Below are 23,821 nucleotides of genomic sequence, written 5' to 3' on the forward strand. Positions count from 1 at the left end.
CTTGTTGGAGGATCTTTTTAGAATGAACGAATTTGAAGAATTGCTAAACAGTGTTAGCGAAGTTAACACAGGTGACGTTGTAACAGCTGAAGTTATCTCAGTAGATAATGATCAAGCAAATGTTGTTATCGAAGGAACTGGTATCGAAGGTGTTTTGACACGTCGTGAATTGACAAACGACCGTGACGCAAACGTTGCAGACCTTGTTAAAGTTGGTGAAACACTTGAAGTGCTTGTTCTTCGTCAAGTTGTTGGTAAAGATACTGATACTGTAACTTACCTTGTATCTAAAAAACGCTTGGAAGCTCGCAAAGCTTGGGATAAACTTGTTGGTCGTGAAGAAGAAGTTGTTACTGTTAAAGGAACACGCGCTGTTAAAGGCGGACTTTCTGTTGAATTTGAAGGTCTTCGTGGATTTATTCCAGCTTCAATGATCGATACTCGTTTTGTTCGTAACACTGAACAATTTGTAGGTCAAGAATTTGACGCTAAAATTAAAGAAGTTGATCCAGCTGAAAACCGTTTCATCCTTTCACGTCGTGAAGTTGTTGAAGCAGAAGCTGCAGAAGCTCGTAAAGAAGTCTTCTCTAAACTTGAAGTTGGTTCAATCGTAACTGGTAAAGTTGCTCGTTTGACAAGCTTCGGTGCTTTCATCGACCTTGGTGGTGTTGACGGACTTGTTCACGTGACTGAATTGTCTCACGAACGTAACGTTTCACCTAAATCAGTTGTATCTGTAGGTGATGAAGTTGAAGTTAAAGTTCTTGCTATCGACGAAGAAGCAGGACGTGTATCACTTTCACTTAAAGCAACAACACCTGGACCATGGGATGGCGTTGAACAAAAACTTGCTGCTGGTGATGTTATCGAAGGTAAAGTTAAACGCTTGACTGACTTCGGTGCTTTCGTTGAAGTATTGCCAGGTATCGATGGACTTGTTCACATCTCACAAATTTCACACAAACGTGTTGAAAATCCAAAAGATGTTCTTTCAGTAGGTCAAGACGTTACTGTTAAAGTTCTTGAAGTAAACGCTGATGCAGAACGTGTATCACTTTCTATCAAAGCTCTTGAAGAACGTCCAGCTAACGCTGAAGGTGAAAACAACGAAAAACGTCAATCACGTCCACGTCGTCCAAAACGTCAAGAAAAACGTGATTACGAACTTCCAGAAACTCAATCTGGATTCTCAATGGCGGATCTTTTCGGAGATATCGAATTGTAAGATAAAAAAAGAGGCATGGAAACATGTCTTTTTTTCTATTTTAGAGTATGCTATAATAGTATACTGTTAGCACCCTTAGTGTAATGGATATCACGTAAGATTCCGGTTCTTGAGATAGGGGTTCGATTCCCTTAGGGTGCAAAAAGAAAAACGTTGAAAGATTAGTTCTCTCAACGTTTTTTAGTCGGTAAGTTTTAGTGAAAGTATTTCATAAAATCTTTTATCATTGAAAGGGAAAAGACAAGCATACAGAAAAAAGCTTTTAGCTTGTCCTAAAATCAAAGAAAACTAACGTATTAACCTCTCCATAGTTGATTTATTGGGGAGAGAGTTTGGCTAATCTTTTGCAATTTATTAAAAAATTTGCTATAATACTCAGTATCTCATATTGGGGTCGTTACGGATTCGACAGGCATTATGAGGCATATTCTGCGACTCGTGTGGCGACGTAAACGCTCAGTTAAATATAACTGCAAAAAATACTAATTCTTACGCTGTAGCAGCCTAAACACCTGCTCGCGTGACTTCTAGCAGATTGCTTATGTTTGTTTAGAGGTTTTATTGATTTATAAGCTACGTTTGACCATTGCCTAGCTGGTTGAAAAGAGATTTATAGGCTCGCAGATAGAAGGCTTGAGTTATGTGTCGTCTATCTGTTAAATGAAAGACATAACCTATGGTTGTAGACGAATATGTTGGCAGGTGTTTGGACGTGGGTTCGACTCCCACCGGCTCCATAAATACTTGAGGCGTCAGCCTTTTATTTGTGTATATAGGAATTTATTATGAAAAAACTTTTGTCTTTGACCGTTTTAGGTCTCTCACTTTTTACTCTAGCTGCTTGTGGAAAATCTTCGTCTAAAACTGAGTCGAAGGGATCTCTGGATAATGAGGCTTCAAAGATTTTAACTGTTAAGCATGGGAATGTTCGCCAGAACTTTGATAAAATCACCATGGCAAATGCTTCTCAAGAATTCTCAGGAGGCTCAAATCTTGATAGCTTGAAGGGCTGGTTTGGTGAACCCTCATCAACTGGTCAAGAGCAAGCAGGAGATGCTAAGCTTGATGTTTATAATTGGCAGTATGACAATGTTGTGGTTACAGCGAAACTCTTTAACAATAGCACTGTCGTTAAGTCAATTTCAAACTTTTCTTACGTCCGTGATCCCAAAATCACACTGAAGATGTATGAAAACCTCAAAAATGGAACTAGCTATGATGATGCTGTCAAAACGCTTGGCACACCGGATGTTTATTCAATCGCTGTCTCTTCAGATGCAACAATGACACAGGCTCTTTGGTCATCAAACCTTGTCGCTAAGAAGGGTGAAACAGGTAGCCTTACCCTTAACTTTAAAAATGGTGCCTTGGAAAACAAGTCACAAGCAAATTTGATTAACAAGTAATCACAGTAAAAAATGCCTTTCTAAATCAATGAAGGCATTTTTTTGTTATAATAAAAGGAGTGATTAAAATTGTGGAGATGTAATGACCAAAAAAAGACTATTTTTTATAGGGATAGCAGGTTTAATACTGGTGTTCTTATGGCCTCTTTTAAATAACTTCATCCCCTTAATCAAGGAATGGATCAACGCTAAGCATGATCAAGCCTTTTTAAGAGAAGTTTTTAAGCAGGCTAATTTCCAAAATGCACTTATTCTTATTAGTCTTATGATTCTGTCATCAGCTATTCCTGGAGTTTCAAGTTCTATTTTTTGTATTTTTGTTGGGTTACTCTATGGTCCTTTGCTTGCGATTCCGATGGATATTATTGGTAATACTTTTGGAAATTTGACTAGTTTTGAAATTCTGAGAAGACTTGAAAAGCCAGAGAAGTCCAAACGTATGGAGAAACTCCTAAACTATATTGAAAACTTTAAGCATCGTTTTATTGGGATTTCTTTAGCCTTCTCTATTCCTTTTATACCATCAGCTCTGGTCAATTATGCTTGTGTTCAGATGAATTTACCCACAAGGACGAGGATTTTGGCAACCCTTATTGGAGTGACGCCAGTCTCGATTGTTTATGCAGTTAGTGGAGATTTGTTGCTTAATATCCGTCCGATTCGAATACCATTAGTGGCAGTACTTGCCATCTTGCTCTTTATCTCACTCGTCATTTACTTTATCCATTTTAGGAAGGAAAAAAATGAGCTTCATTCAAGTAACTAAAGAAGAATTTAACACACATGCTCAACAAGTGTCTGAGCGTTCTTTTATGCAAACGGAGGAAATGGCTAAGCTTCTTGAAAAACGTGGATTTAGCATTAGCTATGTCGCTTGGAAAGAAGGAAACCAGCTAGAAGTCTCAGCAATTGTCTACAGCATGCCTATGACTGGTGGGCTTCGCATGGAGGTGAATTGTGGACCGATTCACTCAAATACAGCTCATCTGAGTGACTTTTATCAGGGTTTGAAGGATTATGCTAAGGCAAATGGTGCTCTTGAGCTGTTAATCAAGCCTTATGATACTTATCAAACTTTTGATAGTAATGGTGAACCAACTGGTGAAGAGCAGAAGCAATTGATTAGTCAATTGACAGATTTAGGCTATAGCTTTGATGGTTTACAGACAGGTTATCCTGGTGGTGAGCCTGACTGGCACTATGTTAAGGATTTATCAGGGATTGAAGAAAAAGATCTTATCAAGTCTTTCAGTAAAAAAGGGAAGCCTTTGGTTAAAAAAGCCAAAACTTTCGGGATTAAGTTGAAAAAACTGAAACGTGATGAGTTATCTATTTTTAAAGAAATCACTTCGGCGACCTCTGATCGTCGTGAGTATAGTGACAAGTCCTTAGATTATTACCAAGATTTTTATGATGCTTTTGGTGACAATGCTGATTTTATGGTGGCTACCTTGAATTTTCAGGATTACTATAACCATTTGGAAAGTGATCAAGCGAAGTTAGGAGCTAGAATTGTCAAATTACAGGCTGATTTAGAGGCTAACCCAAAATCCGAGAAAAAACAAAACCAATTAAGAGAGTTATCAAGTCAGTTTGAGACCTTTGATGTTCGAAAGGGCGAAGCGACTGCTTTTATTGATAAATATGGTCAGGAAGATATTGTTTTGGCTGGCAGTCTTTTTGTCTATACACCTCAAGAAGCTGTTTATCTTTTTAGTGGATCTTATCCGGAGTTTAATAAGTTTTATGCGCCAGCACTCTTGCAAGAGTATGTGATGACCCAAGCCATTAAACGTGGAATTACTTTCTATAATTTCCTTGGTATTATGGGGATCTTTGATGGTTCAGATGGGGTTTTGCGATTTAAACAAAACTTTAATGGTTATATCGTTCGCAAAATGGGAACCTTCCGTTATTATCCACAACCGCTTAAATATAAAGCGATTCAAGGAGTTAAGAAACTGCTTGGCCGTTCTTAAATTTTAGAGGGCTTCTATTTGAGTCCTCTTTCACTATAGTTCTGTTTATAGAATTACGCTGTATAGTAAGAGAGTTTAGAGGAAGAAGGAGGTAAGTTGATGAAACTTGCATTATTAGGGACAGGAATGATTGTGACAGAGGTCCTTCCTGTGTTAACAACTATTGAGGGCATCGAGCTTGAAGCTATCTTATCGACACCACGATCGCTCGATAAGGCAGAAGCCCTAGCTAAACAATATGGCTTATCTCAGGCGACTAGTGATTATGAGTTAATTTTGTCTAATCCAGAAGTTGATACGATTTATGTCGGAACGCCCAATCATACCCACTATGACTATGCTAAGAAAGCACTTTTGGCCGGAAAGCATGTTATCTGTGAGAAACCCTTCACCCTTCATTTAGAAGAGTTTGAAGAGCTAGCTAAGCTTGCTCAAGAAAAAAAGCTTCTCTTGATGGAGGCTATTACCAATCAATATCTGGCTAATTTTACAGCGATTAAGGAAGCCTTGTCTGATATTGGGGATATTAAGATTGTGAATATCAATTATTCCCAATATTCATCACGTTACGATGCCTTCAAACATGGGGAAATTGCTCCTGTCTTCAACCCTGAAATGGGTGGGGGAGCACTTAGAGATCTTAATATCTATAATATTCACCTTCTTGTTGGCCTTTTTGGTAAGCCTAATCGTGTGGAATATCTTCCTAATGTGGAGCGAGGAGTGGATACGTCAGGGATTCTAGTTTTGGACTATGGTAACTTTAAGGCTGTTGCCATTGGAGCTAAAGACTGTAGTGCGGAGATTCGTTCAACTATTCAAGGGGATAAGGGAGCTATTACTATTTTTGGTGCAACCAACACTCTTCCTGAAATTGGAGTCACTCTCAATGGTCAGAAAGAGAGAGTTGTCAATCTTAATAGTCCACAACATCGTATGTATGATGAATTTGTAGCTTTTGAAAAGATGGTGGCGACCAAGGATTTTGACAGTGTTGCCCAGCAGTTGGAACATAGTCGTCAGGTTATGGAAGTTCTGGAACAAGCTTCGAAAGCTTTGTAATATACTAAAAAACAAGCAGTGGTGTTAGCCATTGCTTGTTCTGTCTTATACAGTTGTTGGGAATGAAATCTCAATCAATTTGTCAGTGTGTACTGTTCTAAGTTTGTCCATCAAAACGATATCTTTGTCGATTTTTCGTTTGAGGAAGAATTCACGGATAACCTCTAATTCGTTGTCTTTAACAGCACGATGTTTATTTGAAATCAAGAGTTCATAATGCTTAGGTGCTTGTGTAAAGACAACATCAGTATTCCCAGCAGAGTAGGTCTCTACGAGAAAGGCATCCGTGTTGTCTAGTTGGTTTTGAACGAGTTCTTGGTGTGTACGGGTCGTATTAATGAGTTTCATAGTTTCCTCCTAAGATTTGCCAGTTGTTATGTTGTTTGCTTTCCATTGTTCGATTCCCCATTTATGGCTGCCACGTTTAAGTTTAGCAATGGCTTCATCAATTGGAAACCAGGCCAGGTTATTGAAATCTTCGAGAGGTTTGCCAATTTTTGAAAAATCTACAACTTCATAAATATAGGCTGGATTGTAATAGTAAGTGTCACGGTGGCTTGAATAGAAGTATTCATCAGCCTGGCCATAGTACTGGCCTAAAGTGGCTGTAAACCCAAGTTCTTCAATCAACTCGCGTTCTAGTGCGCTATAGTGATCCTCGCCTGCTTCGATTTCTCCACCTGGGAGAAACCAAGCTCCGTTAGGAGCCTGGACTAAAATAATCTTTGTCTTTTCTTGGTTAGGAATCACAGCATAAACACCGTAACGTGTTTGATAATGAGCTCCCTCAACCTTGTCACCAAATGTTGGATTCATGAGTTGCTCCTTACGTTTATTTGCCTATATTATACTAAAATTTTGCTCATTTTCCTATTGATTTAGGCAGAATTAGGGATAAATTTGAAAATAGGAAATGAAAAGATAAATAAACCAAGTCGTAATGACTTGGTTTATTTGTTTAATCAGATTCTTTTGCTGCCTCAGCTTTTTGAGTAGCTTTATCGGCTTTTTTAGCAGACTTAATGGTAATGTGGCCTTTTGAAGTCATGACCGCCTTGAGATCTTTTTCATTTGGATTTTCAAGGTAGAAGTCAGTAATAGCATCTTCAATATGATCTTGGATGGTACGACGTAGTGGTCGAGCACCCATCTTAGGATCGTAACCAAGGTCAACCAATTTTTCCTTAACTTTCTCAGTTACACTGAGGTGGATACCGTTGTTAGCCAAGCGTTGGTTGACATTATCAAGCATGAGGTCCACGATAGTAAGGAGATTTTCTTTGCTGAGGGCAGAGAATTCGATAATACCGTCAAAGCGGTTCATGAATTCAGGACTGAAGAAATCTCCAAGTTGGTTAAGAACAGAATTGGTACGATTTTCACGAGTAGCTCCAAAGCCAACGCTAGCTTCAACTTTACCAGTACCAGCATTTGATGTCATGATGATGATGGTATCCTTGAAGCTTACAGTGCGCCCTTGACCATCAGTTAAACGACCGTCGTCAAGTACTTGGAGGAACATGTGAAGAACGTCTGGGTGAGCTTTTTCAACCTCATCTAAAAGAATAAGTGAATAAGGATTACGGCGGACTTTTTCAGTTAACTGACCAGCTTCGTCGTAACCAACATATCCTGGTGGGGCACCAACCAATTTAGCAACAGCGTGTTTTTCCATGTATTCTGACATGTCGAAACGAATCATACTGTCAGCTGAACCAAAGAGTTCAATAGCCAATTGTTTAGAGAGCTCAGTTTTACCGACTCCTGTAGGACCTACGAAGAGGAAGCTACCAATTGGGCGGTTTGGAGCACCCAATCCAACACGATTACGGCGGATAGCTTTAGCAATCTTATCAACTGCAGCATCTTGTCCGATAACATGTGATTTAAGATCATCGGCAAGACTAAGAAGTTGTGATTGTTCTTTTTCTTTCAAATCACCGACAGGAATATTGGTTTTTTGTTCCACAATAGCTTCGATATGTTTTTCGGTGATGACAGGCATATCCTGGTCTTTGATGGTTTGCTTTTGCATTTCCTTGTATTTGGCAATTTGGTCACGGAAATAGGCAGCCTTTTCAAAGTCCTCGTCACGAGTAGCTTGAGCCTTGAGATTTTCAGCCTCAATCAAACGTTTGTCGATATCTTTAGGATCAACAAAGTTGAGGGTCAAGTTCATCTTCGAACCAGCTTCATCCAGAAGGTCGATGGCCTTGTCTGGCAAGAAGCGGTCTTGAATGTAGCGGTTGGATAATTCTGCAGCTGCAGTAATCGCTTCGTCCGTATATTTGACGTGGTGGTAGTCTTGATATTTAGGCTGAATACCACGTAAAATAGTGATGGTTTCCTCAACAGTTGGTTCGTCAACCTTAACTGGTTGCATACGACGCTCAAGGGCAGCATCTTTTTCGATGATGCGGTATTCGTTGAGTGTTGTTGCTCCGACCAGTTGAAGTTCCCCACGAGCAAGGGCAGGTTTTAGAATGTTTCCAGCATCCATATTGCCATCTCCAGCATTACCAGCTCCTACGATTTCATGGATTTCATCAATAAATAGGATAACATCCTGACGTTGACGAATTTCTTCCATGAGTTTTTGCATGCGTTCTTCAAATTGGCCTCGGATACCAGTCCCTTGAACTAGGCTGACCACGTCAAGACGGATGACTTGTTTGCCTTGGAGTTTTTGTGGCACGCTACCGTCAACGATTTTTTGAGCTAGGCCTTCAACAACAGCAGTCTTACCGACACCGGGTTCACCGATGAGAACGGGATTGTTCTTGGTACGACGGTTAAGAATTTCGATGACACGAATGATTTCCTCGTCACGACCAATAACAGGATCAATGTCTCCACGACGAGCGATGTCAGTGATGTTAATGCCGAACTCTTCAAGAAGACCTAGTGGCTGTTGAGGAGCTTGTTGGCGAGGTCCTCCTGGACGGCCTGGCCCTTGTGTATTGCCACCATTTCCTCGGTTACCACCTTCTTGTGTTGGAGGTGTATTGGGAAGATCTCCGTTAGAAGAACGGAAGTTATTTAGGTCGCTGAAGAAATCATCGAAGAAGTTGGAACCTCCAGTTTGATTGAATTGATTAAGGGGGTTCTCTGGGTCAGATTTCATGATTTTATAACAATTTTGACAGAGGTCAACTTGTTGCTGATTACCATTTACATTGGTATACAAATGAATACTAGCTTCATTAAGGTTACAGTTTTGACAGAGCATATCAGTACCTCTTTTCTATCTGAATTGGGAAAGACCTTTATTGAAAATTTTCTTGGTCAAAAAAGGTCAAATCTATGACTCCATTATAGCATGCGGGAGATAGATTGCAAGTAAAAAGCATCTAGGTTTGGCACTCTCTTGACAGGAGTGCTAATGTTGAATTTAAATTCAAAACCACTTGTTTACAATGTATAAATATTATATAATGTTTTTATATTATTCAGAACGAAAGAGAGATACCTATGACACAATCTAAATCCTTTTTGAAAGAAATCGACTTTACCAAGCAAGAACTCGAGGAGTTAATTGATTTATCTATAAAATTTAAACAGTTAAAGAAGGAAAGAATTCCGCATAAATATTTAGATGGCTTAAATATTGCCTTGATTTTTGAAAAAACATCTACCAGAACTCGCTCAGCTTTTACAGTGGCCGGTCAGGACCTAGGTATGAATGTGACCTACCTTGGTGCTGGAGACATTCAGTTAGGTAAGAAGGAATCTGTAGTTGATACGGCCAAGGTTCTGGGATCTATGTTTGATGGAATCGAGTACCGTGGTTTTAAACAAGAAGATGTTGAAGATTTGGCTAAGTACTCAGGGGTTCCGGTCTGGAATGGTTTGACGGATACCTGGCATCCAACTCAAATGATTGCGGATTTCATGACTTTGAAGGAACATTTCGGTAGTTTGGAAGACTTGACCATCGCCTATATTGGAGATGGTAGAAATAATATGGCCAACTCACTTTTGGTCACTTCGGCTATTTTAGGCGTTAATGTCAAGATTATTGCCCCAGAGGTGCTGCAACCCGAAGATGAGATTGTAGCCTTAGCTCAGAAACATAATAATGGTCCCGACTTAACCATTACAGATGATATTTCAGAGGTCAAGGGAGTGGATATGCTTTATACGGATGTCTGGGTATCTATGGGTGAAGAGGTAGATTTTAAATCTCGTATTGATTTACTCTTGCCTTATCAAATTAATGCAGACCTACTAGCCAAGACAGAAAATCCAGATGTTATCGTTATGCATTGTCTCCCAGCCTTTCATGATCTCAATACCCAAATTGGGAAAGAAATCTATGACAAATATGGTTTGGCAGAGTTAGAAATTACAGATCAAGTCTTCCAAAAATACAGTGATATCATCTTCCAAGAAGCTGAGAATCGTATGCATTCTATCAAGGCCATTATGTACAATTCCTTGAAAAATATTTAAAATTCCCCCATTTTTCCCATAAGTGTGATAAAATAAGTAAGAAATACACAATTAATAGGAGAAATAACATGGAATCACATTTGGTGAGAATCATTAACCGTCTTGAAATGATGGCGGCTGATGGTGGTAATTTGAAACGTAATTTTGAACGTGAAGGAGTGGTTGTTGCCGAAGTATCATTTAGCAACGATCCTGAAAATGGTCCAGTTTTCACATTGCGTGACGTTGAAGCACGTGAATCTTATTCATTTGATAGCATCGACTTGATTGCAATGGAAATCTACGATTTGCTTTACTAATAAATCATTTGGGGACTTTACAAGGTTCCAAAAATTCAGAATGCCTGAAACTCGATAGTTTCAGGCATTTTTATCAGGATGAAAGCATCGGGTAATGCTTGTATGGGTTACCAAAATAGGCAGTATTTCAAATCATTGACAAACCTTTTGGGAAGATGTCATCTTAGGAGGACTTGAGGTGTCTTGCTTGAGAGATTTAATAGCGATGTCTATAACTTAGTTTTTATACTGAATTATCGCATTTATAAGAAAATACTTTATTTTTATACAGTCTTCTGATATAATATTGAAGAATATTAGTAAGGAGTATCTAGATGAATTTTTCATTTCTACCGCAGTTTTGGTCTTACTTTAACTATGGTGTCTTAGTAACAATTATGATTTCGGTCTGCGTGGTCTTCTTCGGAACCATCCTCGGGGTTTTGGTATCCTTGGCCAAGCGTTCTGGAATCAAACCTTTGGAGTGGCTAGTAAGCCTTTATGTTTGGGTTTTCCGTGGGACTCCTATGGTTGTGCAGATTATGATTGCTTTTAACCTCATCCACATGAACCTTCCAACTGTGCAGTTTGGGATTTTAAACCTTGATTTGTCACGTATCGTTCCGGGTATTATCGTCCTTTCTTTGAACAGTGGTGCTTATATTTCTGAGAGTGTACGTGCAGGTATCGAGTCTATTCCTAAAGGTCAGATTGAAGCAGCCTACTCACTTGGTATCCGTCCATGGAATACCATGCGTTATGTGGTCTTGCCTCAAGCTATTAAAAATATCTTGCCTGCCTTAGGTAACGAGTTTGTCACTATTATCAAGGATAGTTCGCTCTTGCAAACCATTGGGGTTATGGAATTGTGGAATGGTGCACAAACTGTTGCAACAACGACCTACTTGACTTTGACGCCGCTCTTGTTCGCAGCCTTCTATTATTTGATTGTAACAACAGCTATGACGGCACTCTTGAAACAAATGGAACAACGACTTGGGGAGGGACGTAAATAATGGCAAAAACAATTATTGAGATTAAAAATCTTCACAAGTATTTTGGTAAGAATGAAGTTCTCAAAGGGATTGATCTAGATATTAAAAAGGGTGAAGTAGTGGTTATCATTGGTCCTTCAGGATCAGGAAAATCAACTTTCCTACGCTCAATGAACTTGCTTGAGAAACCTACAAAAGGCGTTATTTCTTTTGAAGGTGTGGATATTACAGATAAGAATAACGACATTTTCAAGATGCGTGAAAAAATGGGAATGGTTTTCCAACAGTTTAACCTCTTCCCTAACATGACAGTTAAGGAAAATATCACCTTGTCACCGATTAAAACCAAGGGTGTTTCTAAAGCTGATGCAGAAGCAAAGGCTATGGAACTTTTAGAAAAGGTTGGCTTGAAAGATAAGGCAGATGCCTACCCAACAAGTCTATCAGGTGGTCAGCAACAACGTATTGCGATTGCACGTGGTTTGGCTATGGATCCAGACGTTCTCTTGTTTGACGAACCAACATCAGCACTTGACCCAGAAATGGTTGGTGAAGTTCTTGCAGTTATGCAGGACCTTGCTAAATCAGGGATGACAATGGCAATTGTTACTCACGAAATGGGCTTTGCTTATGAGGTGGCTGATCGTGTTATCTTTATGGATGGCGGTGTTATTGTCGAAGAAGGTACACCACAAGAGATATTCGACAATACTAAGGAAGATCGTACTAAGGATTTCTTGAGTAAGGTTTTGTAAGATATTCATTAAGTATGTATACATTGTTTGTGAAGGCTGGAACTTTTCCGGCCTTTTCTTTTTGTGTTCTGCTTTTCTAGAATCATTCTTGTTTAGGATAATTTTTCGGAAAAGATGGATAAATATGCTATAATGATGCCATATCAAAAATAATAAAGTAGGTCAAGAAAAATGCTCATATATGATGCGGCCTTAAAAACGCCTTATCGGATTCTTGGCATTAACCTCCCTAAGGATAGTCTTTTGCACTTATCTAACCTAGGGCTGGCTGCCGGTGAAATGATTGAGGTGGTAACTAAGACCAAGAATAGTGCTATTATTATCGTAAAGGGGAGTCGCTTAGCCTTTGATGCTTCGATTCTAGATAAGATTGATTTGGCACCTGCAGAGGAAGATCAGGAAAAGATACCTCTTTCTGAATTACCAGTTGGACGTTCGGCTATCGTTACTGATATTTTTTCAGCAAATGAGACCAAACGGCGTCTTATGGATATGGGAATTACAAAGCGTACTCGGGTCTTATTGCGTAAGGTAGCCCCTTTGGGAGATCCTCTAGAAATTAGCTTGAGAGGGTATGAATTAACCCTACGCAAGTCGGAAGCGCAAATGATTAGTGTGGTCATGCTGGACGAGGGAGAGGAAAAATGACAGAAATTGCATTAATAGGTAATCCTAATAGTGGTAAAACCAGTTTATTCAACCTGATAACAGGGACCAATCAGCGTGTTGGTAACTGGCCGGGTGTTACTGTAGAACGAAAAAGTGGTCTGGTCAAAAAGAATAAGGATTTAGAAATCCAGGATTTACCAGGGATTTACTCAATGTCACCCTATAGCCCTGAAGAAAAGGTAGCGCGTGACTATTTGTTGAGCCAAAGGGCAGACAGCATTTTAAATGTAGTCGATGCGACAAATTTGGAGCGTAACCTTTATCTAACAACGCAGTTGATTGAGACAGGTATTCCAGTCACTTTAGCACTTAACATGAGTGATGTTTTAGAGGCTCAGGGAAAACAAATTAATGTTGATAAATTATCTTATCATCTAGGCGTCCCAGTAGTAGCTACTAGTGCTCTCAAGCAAACTGGTGTGGATCAGGTAGTGAAGAAGGCAGCCCATACGACGACTTCTACAGTCGGTGATATTGCCTTTCCAATTTATGATGATAAATTAGAAGCTGCTATTTCACAAATTTTGGAAGTCTTGGGAAATTCGGTGCCGCAAAGGTCTGCGCGTTTTTATGCCATTAAACTTTTTGAACACGATGCTTTAGTTGAGGCTGAGCTAGACTTGTCCCCATTCCAACGAAAAGAAATCAAAGATATCATTCGTATCACTGAGGAAGTTTTCACTGAAGATGCGGAGTCAATTGTCATTAATGAGCGTTATGCCTTTATCGAACGTGTTTGCCAGATGGCTCAAAGTCATACGGAAGATTTTGCCCTGACCTTGTCAGATAAGATTGATAGGATTGTTACCAACCGTATTTTGGCTTTACCAATTTTCGCAGCAGTTATGTATTTGGTTTATTTCTTATCTATCCAAACTGTTGGAACCATGTGGACAGACTGGGCTAACGATGTGCTTTTTGGTAAGTATGTTCCAGATTTGGTAACTTCTGGTCTTGACTTTCTTCAAGTTCAGGACTGGCTTAAGTCTTTGATTATTGATGGTATCGTCGCTGGGATTGGGACAGTACTAGGATTCCTTCCTCAAATTTTTGTGCTCTTTATCTGTTTGGGTGTGCTTGAGGACATTGGATATATGAGTCGTATTGCCTTTGTTATGGACCGTATTTTCCGACGTTTTGGGCTTTCTGGAAAATCCTTTATTCCCATGTTGATTTCGACAGGCTGCGGGGTTCCAGCGGTTATGTCTAGTCGAACGATTGAAAATGAAAGGGACCGTCGCATTACCATTATGACGGCAACCTTCATGCCTTGTTCGGCCAAGTTGGAAATAATTGCCTTGATTGCTGGAGCTTTCTTCCCTAGTAACTCATTAGTAGCACCAAGTACTTATTTTATTGGGATGGCTGCCATTATCTTATCAGGTATTGCCCTCAAAAAGACGAGTTTTTTGGGTGGCCTAACCAGTCCGTTTATAATGGAATTGCCTGCTTACCATTGGCCTAAAGCCATGTCAGTTTTGCGCTATGCCTTTGGTAAGGCTATGAGTTTTGTCAAACGTGCGGGAACCATCATTTTCAGTTTGACAGTTCTTATCTGGTTTATGTCTAACTACAACTTTACGCTACATACGGTAGATACGGAAGCCAGCATTTTGGCGACTCTCGGTAGGAGTTTGTCTTGGATTTTTGATCCGCTTGGATTTGGAAATTGGAAGGCAACAGTTGCGGCTCTTACAGGCTTAGCTGCCAAGGAGACTGTTGTTGCCACCTTTGGTATTCTCTATCATAATAGCAGTGAAGCTGGTTTAGCTGAGGCTCTGCGAGGAGATTATTCTTCCCTAGCAGCTTATTCCTTCTTAGTCTTTAATTTACTTTGTGCCCCATGTTTTGCGGCTATTGGAGCTATTAAGCGTGAAATGGCCAATCTTAAATGGACGGTTGGTGCTATCGGTTTTCAAACAGGCCTAGCTTATTGTGTGAGTTTAATTCTTTATCAGTTTGGCCAAGTTATCCTATACGGCAAGTCAATGACAATTTGGACTTTTGTTGCCTTCTTGCTGTTAGTGACCATGATTTATTTTGTGGTTCGTAAACCATGTCAGATTAAGGATCAAATCATTAGCTTGGATAATCTTCAAGAAGCCCATATTTAGGTTTAGGAGGAATTGTTATGTCAACATTTATCATTGCCTTCATTATTTTTGCTTTGGCTGGTCTTGGCATCCGTCACTATATCAAAGGAAAAGGTTCTTGTGGCGATTGTGAGTGTTCTTGTCCGGTTAAGGAAGAAATGCATAAGGCTAATCGCTAATAATATATAGAAAAATGGTCTCTTAAATGAATAAGGAACCATTTTCTTACGATTGTAAGAAATGTATAAAGGTATGTAGGTTGGAAGTGTGATACTATAAGATAGATAAATAATCTAATTTTTTAACAAAAAAGGGAGATGTATAAGGAATGGTTTTGAACAGAGAGATTGTCCTAATTCATGGGACCTGGTGTGATGGCAATGTTTGGGGAGAATTTGCGACAGGTCTACGTCAAATGGGATACAAGGTGCATACACCTAGCTTTCGTTACCATGACCTACCTTATCAAGAGTGCCTAGCTAAAGTTGGGACTGTTACTTTGCAGGACTATCGAGATGATTTAGTGGCTTTGATTGAAAGTCTAGACCAACCACCACTTATTTTAGGGCACTCTTTAGGCTGTCTGGTGGCTCAAATGGTTGCTGAAAAGACAGAAGTTGCTGGTATGATTCTCATGGGACCTGCTCCGACAGCAGATATTTATGCCTTTTATCCAACCATGTTAGCTTGTTTTGGCAAACACTTTTTACGCTGGGGTTTTTGGAAAAAAGCCATGCCCCCTTATAAAAAGGAGTTTTTCAAGTATTGCATGAATGAACAAGAGGAAGCTTTGAAAGAGGAAGTTTTTGCTAATCTGGTTCCTGAATCAGGAAAAGTTTATACTCAGATGGCTCTTCATTGGTTTGATAAGACAAAGGCAGCTTATGTGGACTTTAGTAACATTTTATGTCCTGTTCTCGTCATTTCAGGAACCAAGGATAAGATGACTCATCCTAATATTGCTAGAAGAACAGCTAAGAACTACCGTGATTCTGTTCTCGTTTCCTTAACAGGTGCAGATCACATGTATGAAAGTGGCAAATACCAGCAGAAGACCTTGAAGGTTATTAAGGGTTGGAGTCAGCAAAATGGTTTTGTGGATTAGTCACGAAACATAATCAAAAGAAGTTGGAAGGCAATTCCAGCTTTTTTAGCTTTCATTTGAGACGTCTTTTTGAAATTTTAGAAAATTTAGTCACAAAGAGTCCTCACTATGGTATAATTGAAAAAAAGTATGTATTGGAGAACACCCATGGCGATAATAATGGATGGTAAGGCCCTAGCTGCTAAAATGCAGGATCAATTGCATGATAAGGTAGCACGTCTAAAAGAAAAGGAATGGATTGTGCCAGGACTCGTGGTAATCATGGTCGGTGATAACCCTGCCAGTCAGGTTTATGTGCGTAATAAGGAACGTGCTGCTAAAAAGGCTGGCTTCCATAGTCAGACGGTCAATCTTTCTGAGAGTATTAGTGAGGAAGAGTTGATTGAAGTTATTGAGCGCTATAATCAGGATCCGCTTTTCCATGGTATCTTGGTTCAATTGCCACTGCCTAATCATATTAATGAAATGCGTATTCTTTTGGCTATTGATCCTAAAAAAGATGTTGATGGTTTTCATCCTATGAATACTGGTAATCTCTGGAATGGTCGCCGTCAAATGGTGCCTTGTACACCGGCTGGGATTATGGAAATCCTTCGTGAGTACAATGTTGAATTGGAAGGTAAGACAGCAGTTATTATCGGACGTAGTAATATTGTTGGTAAACCTATGGCTCAGCTTCTTCTAGAAAAGAATGCTACAGTTACCTTGACCCACTCACGAACACCGCATTTGGCTAAGGTTTGTAGCAAGGCAGATGTCTTGATTGTAGCTATTGGACGTGCAAAATTTGTAACGGAAGAATATGTCAAAGAGGGTGCTGTTGTCATTGATGTAGGAATCAACCGTGATGAAGAAGGCAAACTTTGTGGTGACGTTGATTTTGATCAAGTGAAAGATAAGGTTGGCATGATCACGCCTGTTCCAGGTGGTGTAGGCCCTATGACTATTACTATGTTGATGGAACAGACCTATCAAGCTGCTCTTCGTAGTGCGAAAGGATAGTTTATGAAAGTTGATGACGATTTAGCTAGGCAAGTGATAACACCTCGCTTGAGAGAGTCTCACAAGGGTTCTTACGGTCGAGTGCTTTTAGTTGGTGGGCTTTATCCTTATGGTGGTGCCATCATTATGGCTGCCATAGCTTGTGTCAATAGTGGGGCAGGCTTGGTCACAGTGGCTACGGATCGTGAAAATATCACAGCCCTTCATGCTCATCTCCCTGAAGCCATGGCTTTTGACCTTAGAGAGACTGAAAGATTTCTTGAGAATCTTAGGGCAGCTGATGTGGTATTAATCGGTTCTGGCCTAGGTGAAGATGGTGCAGCTAGTCAGGCTATGGGCTTGGTTCTGGCAAATATTAGGGCAGATCAAAATTTGGTTGTTGATGGTTCAGCTCTCAATCTTTTGGCTAAGAAAAATAAGAAGAACCTACCAGATTGTCATCTTACTCTCACCCCACATCAAAAAGAATGGGAACGCTTATCTGGTTTAAGGATTCCAGAGCAGACAGTTTCCAACACTCAAAAAGCCTTGGGAGAGTTCCGAGCTGGGACAATCCTGGTTGCCAAGAGTCATAAGACGGCTGTCTATCAGGGTGAAAAAGTAGCTCATTTAGAAGTTGGTGGGCCTTATCAAGCCACAGGAGGAATGGGAGATACCTTAGCTGGTATGATTACTGGTTTTCTGGCCCAGTTCGCTTCAATTGATCGCTATAAGGCTGTTACAGTAGCTACCTGGCTTCACTCAGCTATCGCTGATGATCTGGCTAAAAATGCCTATGTGGTTTTGCCGACTCTTATCAGTAAAGCCATTCCTAGCTGGATGAAAAAGTTGTCAATATAATCTAAAAAACGTGTCTTATATTGAGGCAAGTTTTTTTAGATTTCGACATTTTTTTAAGTTTGCTAAAGCTTATTTGTGATAAAATAAAAGAGAATTTTTATGAGAACATAGAGGAAAAAAAGTGACATCATTTTCGAAAAAACTCAGTCAAAAATGGGAAAAACGGCGCCAAAAACAAAAAGAAAAACGAGCGAATAAACCTAGAAAGCCAGTAAACATTTCACGTCGTGTTTACTTGCTTTTTGGTGTAGTCTTTGTCCTTTTTTTGTTGCTTTTTGCACGTTTGACCTATATGCAGGTTTATAACAAATCGTTTTATACTAAGAAATTAGAGGATAACTCCAAGTATACGGTTAGAATTGCAAGCGAACGTGGGCAAATCTTTGATGCTAAGGGGGTCGCTCTTACGACCAACCAGAGTAAGGACGTTATCACCTTTACACGTAGCAATTTGGTGTCATCAGATACTATGAAGAAGGTCGCTGAAAAGTTAGCGACCATGGTAACACTAACGGAGACGAAGGTAACAGCACGCCAGAAACGCGATTTCTATCTAGCGGATTCTGCCACCTACAAACGTGTGGTTAATGATCTTCCAAAGGACAAGAAAACAGATAAGTTTGGTAATAAATTAGCTGAAGCTACTATTTACAACAATGCTGTTGATGCCGTTCCTGATGAAGCAGTGGATTACACTGAGGATGAGCTTAAGATTGTCTACATTTACTCACAGATGAATGCTGTTTCTAATTTCTCAACAGTCACATTGAAAACAGGAGACTTGACTCCTGAACAAATTGCGATTGTAGCAGCTAAACAGAAGGAACTTAATGGTATTACGGTTGCTAAGGATTGGGAGCGTCATACGGTTGATTCAGCCTTGTCTCCTCTCATCGGGAAAGTCTCAAGTTCAGAAGCAGGTTTGCCACAAGAAGATGCCAAGGAATACCTCAAAAAAGGTTATGCCCTTAATGACCGTGTAGGAACTTCTTATCTAGAAAAAGAATACGAGGAGAAGCTACAAGGGAAACATACTGTTCGTGAGATTACAGTAGACAAGGAAGGCGAAGTTGATAGTGATAAAATCACTCAAAAGGGAAGTAAGGGTAACAATCTGCAGTTGACCATCGACCTTGATTTCCAAAAGGGAGTTGAAGATATCCTAGGTCAACAGCTTTCTTCAGAGATTTCAGAGAACAAAGCTACCTATTCTGAAGGAATGTATGCCGTTGTTATGAATGCTGACACTGGTGCTGTACTTGCCATGGCGGGGCAAAAACATGAACAAGGAGCACAAGATTTTAAAGCAAATGCCTTAGGAACAATCACTGATGTCTTTATTCCAGGATCTGTTGTTAAGGGAGCGACCCTAACTGCTGGTTGGCGTTCAGGTGCCATCTATGGAAATCAGGTCTTGACTGACCAACCAATCAACATTGCTGGTTCAGCCTCGATTACGTCTTGGTTTACAGATCAAGGTAGCCGTCCTATTACCGCGACACAGGCTCTAGAATATTCATCAAATACCTATATGGTGCAGATTGCAATCAAACTACTTGGCCAACAATATGTTCCAGGCATGGCCTTGTCGACTGACAATATGGATAAGGCCATGACGACACTTCGTGATACCTACGCTGATTTTGGTATGGGGGTATCTACAGGACTTGATTTGCCTGGAGAATCAGAAGGTTATATTTCTAAGAATTACAATGTAGCCAACGTCTTGACAGAAGCTTTTGGTCAGTACGACTCTTATACAACTATTCAATTGGCTCAGTATGTTGCTTCAATTGCAAATGGTGGTAAACGTGTAGCACCTCATATTGTGGGAGGTATCTATGATGCTGGCACAAATGGTAGCTTAGGAACTCTAGCTTCAACGGTAGATACACGTGTATTAAATACCTTACCTCTTGATTCTGAGCAGATGGGGATTATCCAACAAGGCTTTAATGATGTCGTTAATTCCGGTTCTAGCCTTGCGACTGGTAAAGCTATGGCAAGTTCTATCATTCCAATTAGTGGTAAAACAGGGACAGCCGAAACTTATGCAACGGATGCTTCCGGTAACTCTGTAACAACGGTTAACCTTAATGCCGTGGCCTATGCGACTGCCAAAGATGGTACGAAGTTGGCTGTTGGAATCATGTATCCACATGCTCTAGACTGGAAGAGTAAGGCTCATCAAAATGCGGTCAAAGCTATCATGGAACTTTATCAAAATACTCACTAAATATGAAAATCTCTTGTGCCTTGCACGAGGGATTTTTCTGTGATATAGTGTTTGAGTATTTGTTCTTGGGTAAAGACATATCCATGACAGTGACAAAAGATAAGAGATGAATAAAATCATATAAAGAACAGGAGGCCTTCATGCTTTATCCTACTCCAATTGCGAAGCTGATTGATAGTTTTTCAAAACTCCCTGGAATTGGGGCTAAAACAGCGACACGCCTAGCTTTTTATACCATTAGCATGTCTGATGAAGATGTCAATGATTTCGCCAAAAACCTCTTGGCAGCCAAACGTGAATTGACTTATTGTTCGGTCTGTGGTCGTTTGACAGATGATGATCCCTGTAACATTTGTACAGATGAAACGAGAGATCGTACTAAGATTTTGGTTGTTGAAGACTCCAAAGATGTTTCAGCTATGGAAAAGATTCAGGAATACCGTGGTCTCTACCATGTGCTTCAAGGGCTTATTTCCCCTATGAATGGTGTTGGACCAGATGATATTAACTTGAAAAGTTTGATTACTCGTCTTATGGATAGCGAGGTTGACGAAGTTATCATTGCTACTAATGCAACAGCAGATGGTGAGGCAACATCTATGTATATTTCACGTGTCCTCAAACCTGCGGGAATCAAGGTGACTCGTTTAGCGCGTGGTTTGGCTGTTGGTTCTGACATCGAGTATGCTGATGAAGTGACCTTGCTAAGAGCTATCGAAAATCGAACAGAACTTTAGGAAAAGTGTTGGTAAGTCCAGCGCTTTTTGTTTGCAGTAAGTAGGTTTCTCATTAAAAATTTGGTAAAATAAAGCAAACGCTTTAATGACGAGGGATCATGATGCAGATTGAAAAGATTTTAAACAACAATGTTGTTCAGGCTTTGGATAATAATGTGGAATACATTGTCATGGGCAAGGGACTGGGCTTTCAAAAGAAGGTCGGAGACTTTGTTGATAAGGAAAAGATTGAAAAGACTTTTGTTTTAGAAAATATAGAGGCAGTAGATGAATGGTCTCGTGTTTATGTCAATTTGCCTGAAGGTGAAATGCAGGTCTTTTTGAATATCCTTACTTTTGCTGAAGCTGTCTTACAAACCAAGTTTGACCCCTCTTTTTTCATCGCCCTAGCTGACCACCTACATTACGCCATTGAAAGAAGTGGAGAAGGTATTTTTCTGCAGAATCCCTTGGCTTGGGAGGTTCGAAAATTTTACCCTCGGGAGTATGAGATTGGAAAACAATCTCTTCGTTTGATTGCCAAGGATTTAGAAGTTAAATTGGCAGATGATGAGGCTGCCTCTGTCGCTTTACATTTTGTCAATGCACAAAAGGATGCGGGTCTCCATGAAAAAGACCGACAGATGACTCAAATTGTAGTTGGAATTAGTGACATTGTCCGTCTTCATTTTGGTTGTGATTTGGAGGAGGATAGTTTCTCTTATAACCGATTTATTACACATCTTCGCTATCTAGCGCAACGGATTGTGAGTGGGGTTAGTGGTGGTAAAAATGATGCTTTTCTTTACGAGCAGGTTAGGGTAAATTATCCAGAATCCTTTATCTGTACCCAAAAGATTGCTAACTATATTAAGACAGGTTACACTTTTGAATTGAGTTTGGACGAACAGGTCTATTTAACCATTCATATTCAACGTCTTAAGGATAGTTTGGATAAGTAAGCGATTCACGGAGAGGCCATACAAAAAGCAGACAATTAGACTTAAGTCTGCTTTTTCTGTGTCCTTATGGTATAATGAGGTGATTAATATTAAACTAAAAATACTCAAAGTTAGGATTCTATGTATTTGAGTATTTCTATAAAAAGCTAATGAGTTAGTGAAAGGAAGCGAGCGGTTCTGTGCTTGAAGTGAGCATAGCCGTTCCTAAAGAATCTTATGTATATTGAAATGATTGACGAGACTGGACAAGTCTCTGAGAAATTAAAAGAACAAACCTTGGAGTTGCTAGATTTTGCAGCAGAAAAACTTGGCAAGGAAGACAAGGAAATGGCTGTTACATTTGTAACCAACGAACGCAGCCACGAACTAAACTTGGAATATCGTGATACAGACCGTCCAACAGATGTCATTAGTTTGGAGTATAAGCCTGAATTAGATATTAGCTTTGATGAGGAAGAGTTGGCTGAAAATCCTGAATTAGCTGAAATGATGGGAGAGTTTGATAGTTATATCGGTGAACTCTTTATTTCCGTTGATAAGGCTCATGAACAAGCTGAGGATTATGGACATAGTTTTGAACGTGAGATGGGTTTCTTGGCTGTTCACGGTTTTCTCCATATCAATGGCTATGACCATTACACCCCAGAAGAAGAAGCGGAAATGTTTGGATTACAGGAAGAAATTTTGACTGCTTATGGACTTACGCGACAATAATCCACAAAAAAAGTGGAAAAATAGAGAATTTACAGCTAGTTTTGAGTTTGCTCTGACAGGAATAATAACGGCTTTCAAAGAAGAACGCAATATGCGCAAGCACTTGGTTTCAGCTATCTTGGTGGTATTGGCTGGCTTGATTTTCCGTGTGTCTGCGACAGAATGGCTCTTTCTTTTGATGGCAGTTTTTCTCGTAATTGCCCTAGAGATTGTTAATTCTGCCATTGAAAATGTTGTCGATTTAGCTAGTAATTATCACTTTTCGATGCTAGCCAAAAATGCCAAGGATATGGCCGCTGGAGCTGTTTTAGTGGTTTCTTGTTATGCAGTCATTACGGGGATGATTGTTTTCATACCTAAAATTTGGCACTTAATTTTCAATTAAAACGAAATAGGAAAGAAGTTATATGACATTTAAATCAGGATTTGTGGCTATTCTCGGCCGTCCTAATGTAGGAAAATCAACGTTTTTGAACCATGTTATGGGGCAAAAGATTGCTATCATGAGTGATAAGGCTCAAACAACCCGCAATAAAATTATGGGAATTTACACAACCGATAAGGAACAGATTGTCTTTATCGATACCCCAGGGATTCATAAGCCTAAGACGGCTCTTGGGGATTTTATGGTGGAATCTGCTTATTCAACCCTTCGTGAGGTTGATACAGTCCTCTTTATGGTACCAGCGGATGAGCCTCGTGGTAAGGGTGATAATATGATTATCGGACGCCTCAAACAAGCTAAAGTTCCAGTTATCTTGGTAATCAATAAGATTGACAAGGTCCATCCAGATCAGCTCCTAGAGCAGATTGACGATTTCCGTACACAAATGGATTTCAAGGAGATTATTCCGATATCTGCCCTCCAAGGGAACAATGTTTCCCACCTTGTGGATGTCTTGAGTGATAACCTTGAGGAAGGGTTCCAATATTTCCCAGCGGACCAAATCACCGATCACCCTGAGCGTTTTTTGGTATCAGAGATGATTCGTGAAAAAGTCCTTCAGTTGACACGTGAAGAAATTCCACACTCTGTTGCGGTTGTCATTGATGAGATGAAGCGTGATGAAGACACGGATAAGATTCATATTCGTGCGACAATCATGGTTGAGCGTGACAGCCAAAAAGGGATTGTTATTGGTAAACAAGGTTCCATGCTCAAGAAAATTGGTACCCTTGCTCGTAAAGATATTGAAGTCATGCTTGGGGACAAGGTCTTCCTTGAAACCTGGGTTAAGGTTAAGAAAAATTGGCGTGATAAAAAACTTGATTTGGCCGATTTTGGTTACAATGAAAAAGAATATTAAAAAGCTGGGCACTTGCTTGGCTTTC

Annotated in this window: 24 protein-coding genes, 1 tRNA gene and 1 other RNA gene; 23 read left to right on the forward strand and 3 right to left on the reverse strand. The window is 39.9% G+C overall.

The window, feature by feature from the left end; genetic code table 11:
• Positions 1 to 22: 22 nt before the first annotated feature.
• From rpsA to PCY16_RS00740, 7 genes are all read left to right on the forward strand, one after another.
• Complete coding sequence (gene rpsA, locus PCY16_RS00710) at positions 23 to 1,225, forward strand: 30S ribosomal protein S1 (RefSeq protein WP_003094841.1); 1,203 nt, start codon at positions 23 to 25, stop codon at positions 1,223 to 1,225.
• Positions 1,226 to 1,294: 69 nt separating this feature from the next.
• Positions 1,295 to 1,366 (forward strand) — tRNA-Arg (locus tag PCY16_RS00715).
• A gap of 249 nt (positions 1,367 to 1,615) precedes the next feature.
• Positions 1,616 to 1,965: a transfer-messenger RNA gene (gene ssrA, locus PCY16_RS00720) on the forward strand.
• 45 nt (positions 1,966 to 2,010) lie between these two features.
• The gene (locus tag PCY16_RS00725) at positions 2,011 to 2,631 is read left to right on the forward strand and encodes a DUF3862 domain-containing protein (RefSeq protein WP_048675996.1); all 621 of its coding nucleotides are present in this window, start codon (positions 2,011 to 2,013) and stop codon (positions 2,629 to 2,631) included.
• Positions 2,632 to 2,713: 82 nt separating this feature from the next.
• Positions 2,714 to 3,397, forward strand: coding sequence for a TVP38/TMEM64 family protein (locus tag PCY16_RS00730; protein ID WP_195414144.1), 684 nt, complete (start codon positions 2,714 to 2,716; stop codon positions 3,395 to 3,397).
• Positions 3,375 to 4,610: an aminoacyltransferase gene (locus PCY16_RS00735; protein ID WP_110980881.1), complete on the forward strand. Its 1,236-nt coding sequence runs from the start codon at positions 3,375 to 3,377 to the stop codon at positions 4,608 to 4,610. The genes PCY16_RS00730 and PCY16_RS00735 overlap by 23 nt, the downstream gene beginning before the upstream one ends.
• Before the next feature lie 99 nt (positions 4,611 to 4,709).
• Entirely contained in the window at positions 4,710 to 5,672 is a 963-nt protein-coding gene (locus PCY16_RS00740) for a Gfo/Idh/MocA family protein (RefSeq protein ID WP_195414143.1), read from the forward strand.
• 45 nt (positions 5,673 to 5,717) lie between these two features.
• Here PCY16_RS00740 and PCY16_RS00745 read toward each other — a convergent pair whose 3' ends face one another.
• The 3 genes from PCY16_RS00745 to PCY16_RS00755 form a co-directional block, all read right to left on the reverse strand.
• The gene (locus PCY16_RS00745) at positions 5,718 to 6,020 is read right to left on the reverse strand and encodes a DUF1827 family protein (protein ID WP_002885967.1); all 303 of its coding nucleotides are present in this window, start codon (positions 6,018 to 6,020) and stop codon (positions 5,718 to 5,720) included.
• Positions 6,021 to 6,029: 9 nt separating this feature from the next.
• The gene (locus PCY16_RS00750) at positions 6,030 to 6,488 is read right to left on the reverse strand and encodes an NUDIX hydrolase (RefSeq protein WP_002890379.1); all 459 of its coding nucleotides are present in this window, start codon (positions 6,486 to 6,488) and stop codon (positions 6,030 to 6,032) included.
• A 142-nt stretch (positions 6,489 to 6,630) separates the two neighbouring features.
• A complete protein-coding gene (locus PCY16_RS00755) occupies positions 6,631 to 8,901 on the reverse strand; it encodes an ATP-dependent Clp protease ATP-binding subunit (protein WP_195414142.1) in 2,271 nt (756 codons plus the stop codon).
• Between the two features lie 242 nt (positions 8,902 to 9,143).
• Here PCY16_RS00755 and argF point away from each other — a divergent pair, with 242 nt between their 5' ends.
• The 16 genes from argF (at position 9,144) to era (ending at position 23,796) form a co-directional block, all read left to right on the forward strand.
• Complete coding sequence (argF, locus tag PCY16_RS00760) at positions 9,144 to 10,124, forward strand: ornithine carbamoyltransferase (protein WP_195414141.1); 981 nt, start codon at positions 9,144 to 9,146, stop codon at positions 10,122 to 10,124.
• A 68-nt stretch (positions 10,125 to 10,192) separates the two neighbouring features.
• The gene (locus PCY16_RS00765; protein ID WP_002885970.1) at positions 10,193 to 10,423 is read left to right on the forward strand and encodes a DUF1797 family protein; all 231 of its coding nucleotides are present in this window, start codon (positions 10,193 to 10,195) and stop codon (positions 10,421 to 10,423) included.
• 314 nt (positions 10,424 to 10,737) lie between these two features.
• Positions 10,738 to 11,418 (forward strand): amino acid ABC transporter permease, encoded by a 681-nt coding sequence (locus PCY16_RS00770; RefSeq protein WP_002890385.1) that lies wholly within the window; start codon positions 10,738 to 10,740, stop codon positions 11,416 to 11,418.
• Positions 11,418 to 12,152, forward strand: a complete 735-nt coding sequence (locus PCY16_RS00775) for an amino acid ABC transporter ATP-binding protein (protein WP_195414140.1) — start codon at positions 11,418 to 11,420, stop codon at positions 12,150 to 12,152. The genes PCY16_RS00770 and PCY16_RS00775 overlap by 1 nt, the downstream gene beginning before the upstream one ends.
• Before the next feature lie 171 nt (positions 12,153 to 12,323).
• On the forward strand, positions 12,324 to 12,800 hold the full coding sequence (locus tag PCY16_RS00780) for a ferrous iron transport protein A (RefSeq protein ID WP_064523218.1): 477 nt from the start codon (positions 12,324 to 12,326) through the stop codon (positions 12,798 to 12,800).
• Positions 12,797 to 14,935: a ferrous iron transport protein B gene (gene feoB, locus PCY16_RS00785; protein WP_195414139.1), complete on the forward strand. Its 2,139-nt coding sequence runs from the start codon at positions 12,797 to 12,799 to the stop codon at positions 14,933 to 14,935. Before PCY16_RS00780 ends, feoB begins: the two co-directional genes overlap by 4 nt.
• A gap of 17 nt (positions 14,936 to 14,952) precedes the next feature.
• The gene (locus PCY16_RS00790) at positions 14,953 to 15,093 is read left to right on the forward strand and encodes a FeoB-associated Cys-rich membrane protein (RefSeq protein ID WP_002890392.1); all 141 of its coding nucleotides are present in this window, start codon (positions 14,953 to 14,955) and stop codon (positions 15,091 to 15,093) included.
• 149 nt (positions 15,094 to 15,242) lie between these two features.
• Entirely contained in the window at positions 15,243 to 16,019 is a 777-nt protein-coding gene (locus PCY16_RS00795) for an alpha/beta hydrolase (protein ID WP_048790527.1), read from the forward strand.
• A 147-nt stretch (positions 16,020 to 16,166) separates the two neighbouring features.
• Positions 16,167 to 17,021, forward strand: a complete 855-nt coding sequence (locus PCY16_RS00800) for a bifunctional methylenetetrahydrofolate dehydrogenase/methenyltetrahydrofolate cyclohydrolase (RefSeq protein ID WP_022496003.1) — start codon at positions 16,167 to 16,169, stop codon at positions 17,019 to 17,021.
• Between the two features lie 3 nt (positions 17,022 to 17,024).
• Complete coding sequence (locus PCY16_RS00805; protein WP_195414138.1) at positions 17,025 to 17,861, forward strand: NAD(P)H-hydrate dehydratase; 837 nt, start codon at positions 17,025 to 17,027, stop codon at positions 17,859 to 17,861.
• A 121-nt stretch (positions 17,862 to 17,982) separates the two neighbouring features.
• The gene (gene pbp2b / locus PCY16_RS00810; RefSeq protein WP_070576349.1) at positions 17,983 to 20,097 is read left to right on the forward strand and encodes a penicillin-binding protein PBP2B; all 2,115 of its coding nucleotides are present in this window, start codon (positions 17,983 to 17,985) and stop codon (positions 20,095 to 20,097) included.
• A 140-nt stretch (positions 20,098 to 20,237) separates the two neighbouring features.
• Positions 20,238 to 20,834: a recombination mediator RecR gene (recR, locus tag PCY16_RS00815; RefSeq protein WP_002889030.1), complete on the forward strand. Its 597-nt coding sequence runs from the start codon at positions 20,238 to 20,240 to the stop codon at positions 20,832 to 20,834.
• 101 nt (positions 20,835 to 20,935) lie between these two features.
• Positions 20,936 to 21,775: a BglG family transcription antiterminator LicT gene (licT, locus tag PCY16_RS00820; RefSeq protein ID WP_195414146.1), complete on the forward strand. Its 840-nt coding sequence runs from the start codon at positions 20,936 to 20,938 to the stop codon at positions 21,773 to 21,775.
• A 216-nt stretch (positions 21,776 to 21,991) separates the two neighbouring features.
• Positions 21,992 to 22,489, forward strand: a complete 498-nt coding sequence (gene ybeY / locus PCY16_RS00825; protein ID WP_037599238.1) for an rRNA maturation RNase YbeY — start codon at positions 21,992 to 21,994, stop codon at positions 22,487 to 22,489.
• The gene (locus PCY16_RS00830) at positions 22,470 to 22,874 is read left to right on the forward strand and encodes a diacylglycerol kinase family protein (RefSeq protein ID WP_002890438.1); all 405 of its coding nucleotides are present in this window, start codon (positions 22,470 to 22,472) and stop codon (positions 22,872 to 22,874) included. The genes ybeY and PCY16_RS00830 overlap by 20 nt, the downstream gene beginning before the upstream one ends.
• A 22-nt stretch (positions 22,875 to 22,896) precedes the next feature.
• Positions 22,897 to 23,796 carry a GTPase Era gene (gene era, locus PCY16_RS00835; protein WP_195414137.1) on the forward strand — a complete coding sequence of 300 codons (900 nt, stop codon included), beginning with the start codon at positions 22,897 to 22,899 and terminating at the stop codon, positions 23,794 to 23,796.
• The last annotated feature ends 25 nt before the right edge of the window (positions 23,797 to 23,821 follow it).

It is taken from the genome of Streptococcus sp. SS4 (assembly GCF_030440125.1).
Classification (GTDB): domain Bacteria; phylum Bacillota; class Bacilli; order Lactobacillales; family Streptococcaceae; genus Streptococcus.

Bases quoted from the DNA above. Each gene is read 5' to 3' on its own strand.
- feoB (WP_195414139.1), top strand. From the start codon at position 12,797: ATGACAGAAATTGCATTAATAGGTAATCCTAATAGTGGTAAAACCAGT.
- PCY16_RS00775 (WP_195414140.1), top strand. From the start codon at position 11,418: ATGGCAAAAACAATTATTGAGATTAAAAATCTTCACAAGTATTTTGGT.
- PCY16_RS00830 (WP_002890438.1), top strand. From the start codon at position 22,470: ATGGACTTACGCGACAATAATCCACAAAAAAAGTGGAAAAATAGAGAA.
- PCY16_RS00795 (WP_048790527.1), top strand. From the start codon at position 15,243: ATGGTTTTGAACAGAGAGATTGTCCTAATTCATGGGACCTGGTGTGAT.
- PCY16_RS00755 (WP_195414142.1), bottom strand. From the start codon at position 8,901: ATGCTCTGTCAAAACTGTAACCTTAATGAAGCTAGTATTCATTTGTAT.
- recR (WP_002889030.1), top strand. From the start codon at position 20,238: ATGCTTTATCCTACTCCAATTGCGAAGCTGATTGATAGTTTTTCAAAA.
- PCY16_RS00780 (WP_064523218.1), top strand. From the start codon at position 12,324: ATGCTCATATATGATGCGGCCTTAAAAACGCCTTATCGGATTCTTGGC.
- PCY16_RS00745 (WP_002885967.1), bottom strand. From the start codon at position 6,020: ATGAAACTCATTAATACGACCCGTACACACCAAGAACTCGTTCAAAAC.
- PCY16_RS00790 (WP_002890392.1), top strand. From the start codon at position 14,953: ATGTCAACATTTATCATTGCCTTCATTATTTTTGCTTTGGCTGGTCTT.
- rpsA (WP_003094841.1), top strand. From the start codon at position 23: ATGAACGAATTTGAAGAATTGCTAAACAGTGTTAGCGAAGTTAACACA.
- PCY16_RS00800 (WP_022496003.1), top strand. From the start codon at position 16,167: ATGGCGATAATAATGGATGGTAAGGCCCTAGCTGCTAAAATGCAGGAT.
- PCY16_RS00750 (WP_002890379.1), bottom strand. From the start codon at position 6,488: ATGAATCCAACATTTGGTGACAAGGTTGAGGGAGCTCATTATCAAACA.
- argF (WP_195414141.1), top strand. From the start codon at position 9,144: ATGACACAATCTAAATCCTTTTTGAAAGAAATCGACTTTACCAAGCAA.
- licT (WP_195414146.1), top strand. From the start codon at position 20,936: ATGCAGATTGAAAAGATTTTAAACAACAATGTTGTTCAGGCTTTGGAT.
- PCY16_RS00735 (WP_110980881.1), top strand. From the start codon at position 3,375: ATGAGCTTCATTCAAGTAACTAAAGAAGAATTTAACACACATGCTCAA.
- PCY16_RS00770 (WP_002890385.1), top strand. From the start codon at position 10,738: ATGAATTTTTCATTTCTACCGCAGTTTTGGTCTTACTTTAACTATGGT.
- ybeY (WP_037599238.1), top strand. From the start codon at position 21,992: ATGTATATTGAAATGATTGACGAGACTGGACAAGTCTCTGAGAAATTA.
- PCY16_RS00730 (WP_195414144.1), top strand. From the start codon at position 2,714: ATGACCAAAAAAAGACTATTTTTTATAGGGATAGCAGGTTTAATACTG.
- PCY16_RS00805 (WP_195414138.1), top strand. From the start codon at position 17,025: ATGAAAGTTGATGACGATTTAGCTAGGCAAGTGATAACACCTCGCTTG.
- PCY16_RS00740 (WP_195414143.1), top strand. From the start codon at position 4,710: ATGAAACTTGCATTATTAGGGACAGGAATGATTGTGACAGAGGTCCTT.
- era (WP_195414137.1), top strand. From the start codon at position 22,897: ATGACATTTAAATCAGGATTTGTGGCTATTCTCGGCCGTCCTAATGTA.
- PCY16_RS00725 (WP_048675996.1), top strand. From the start codon at position 2,011: ATGAAAAAACTTTTGTCTTTGACCGTTTTAGGTCTCTCACTTTTTACT.
- PCY16_RS00765 (WP_002885970.1), top strand. From the start codon at position 10,193: ATGGAATCACATTTGGTGAGAATCATTAACCGTCTTGAAATGATGGCG.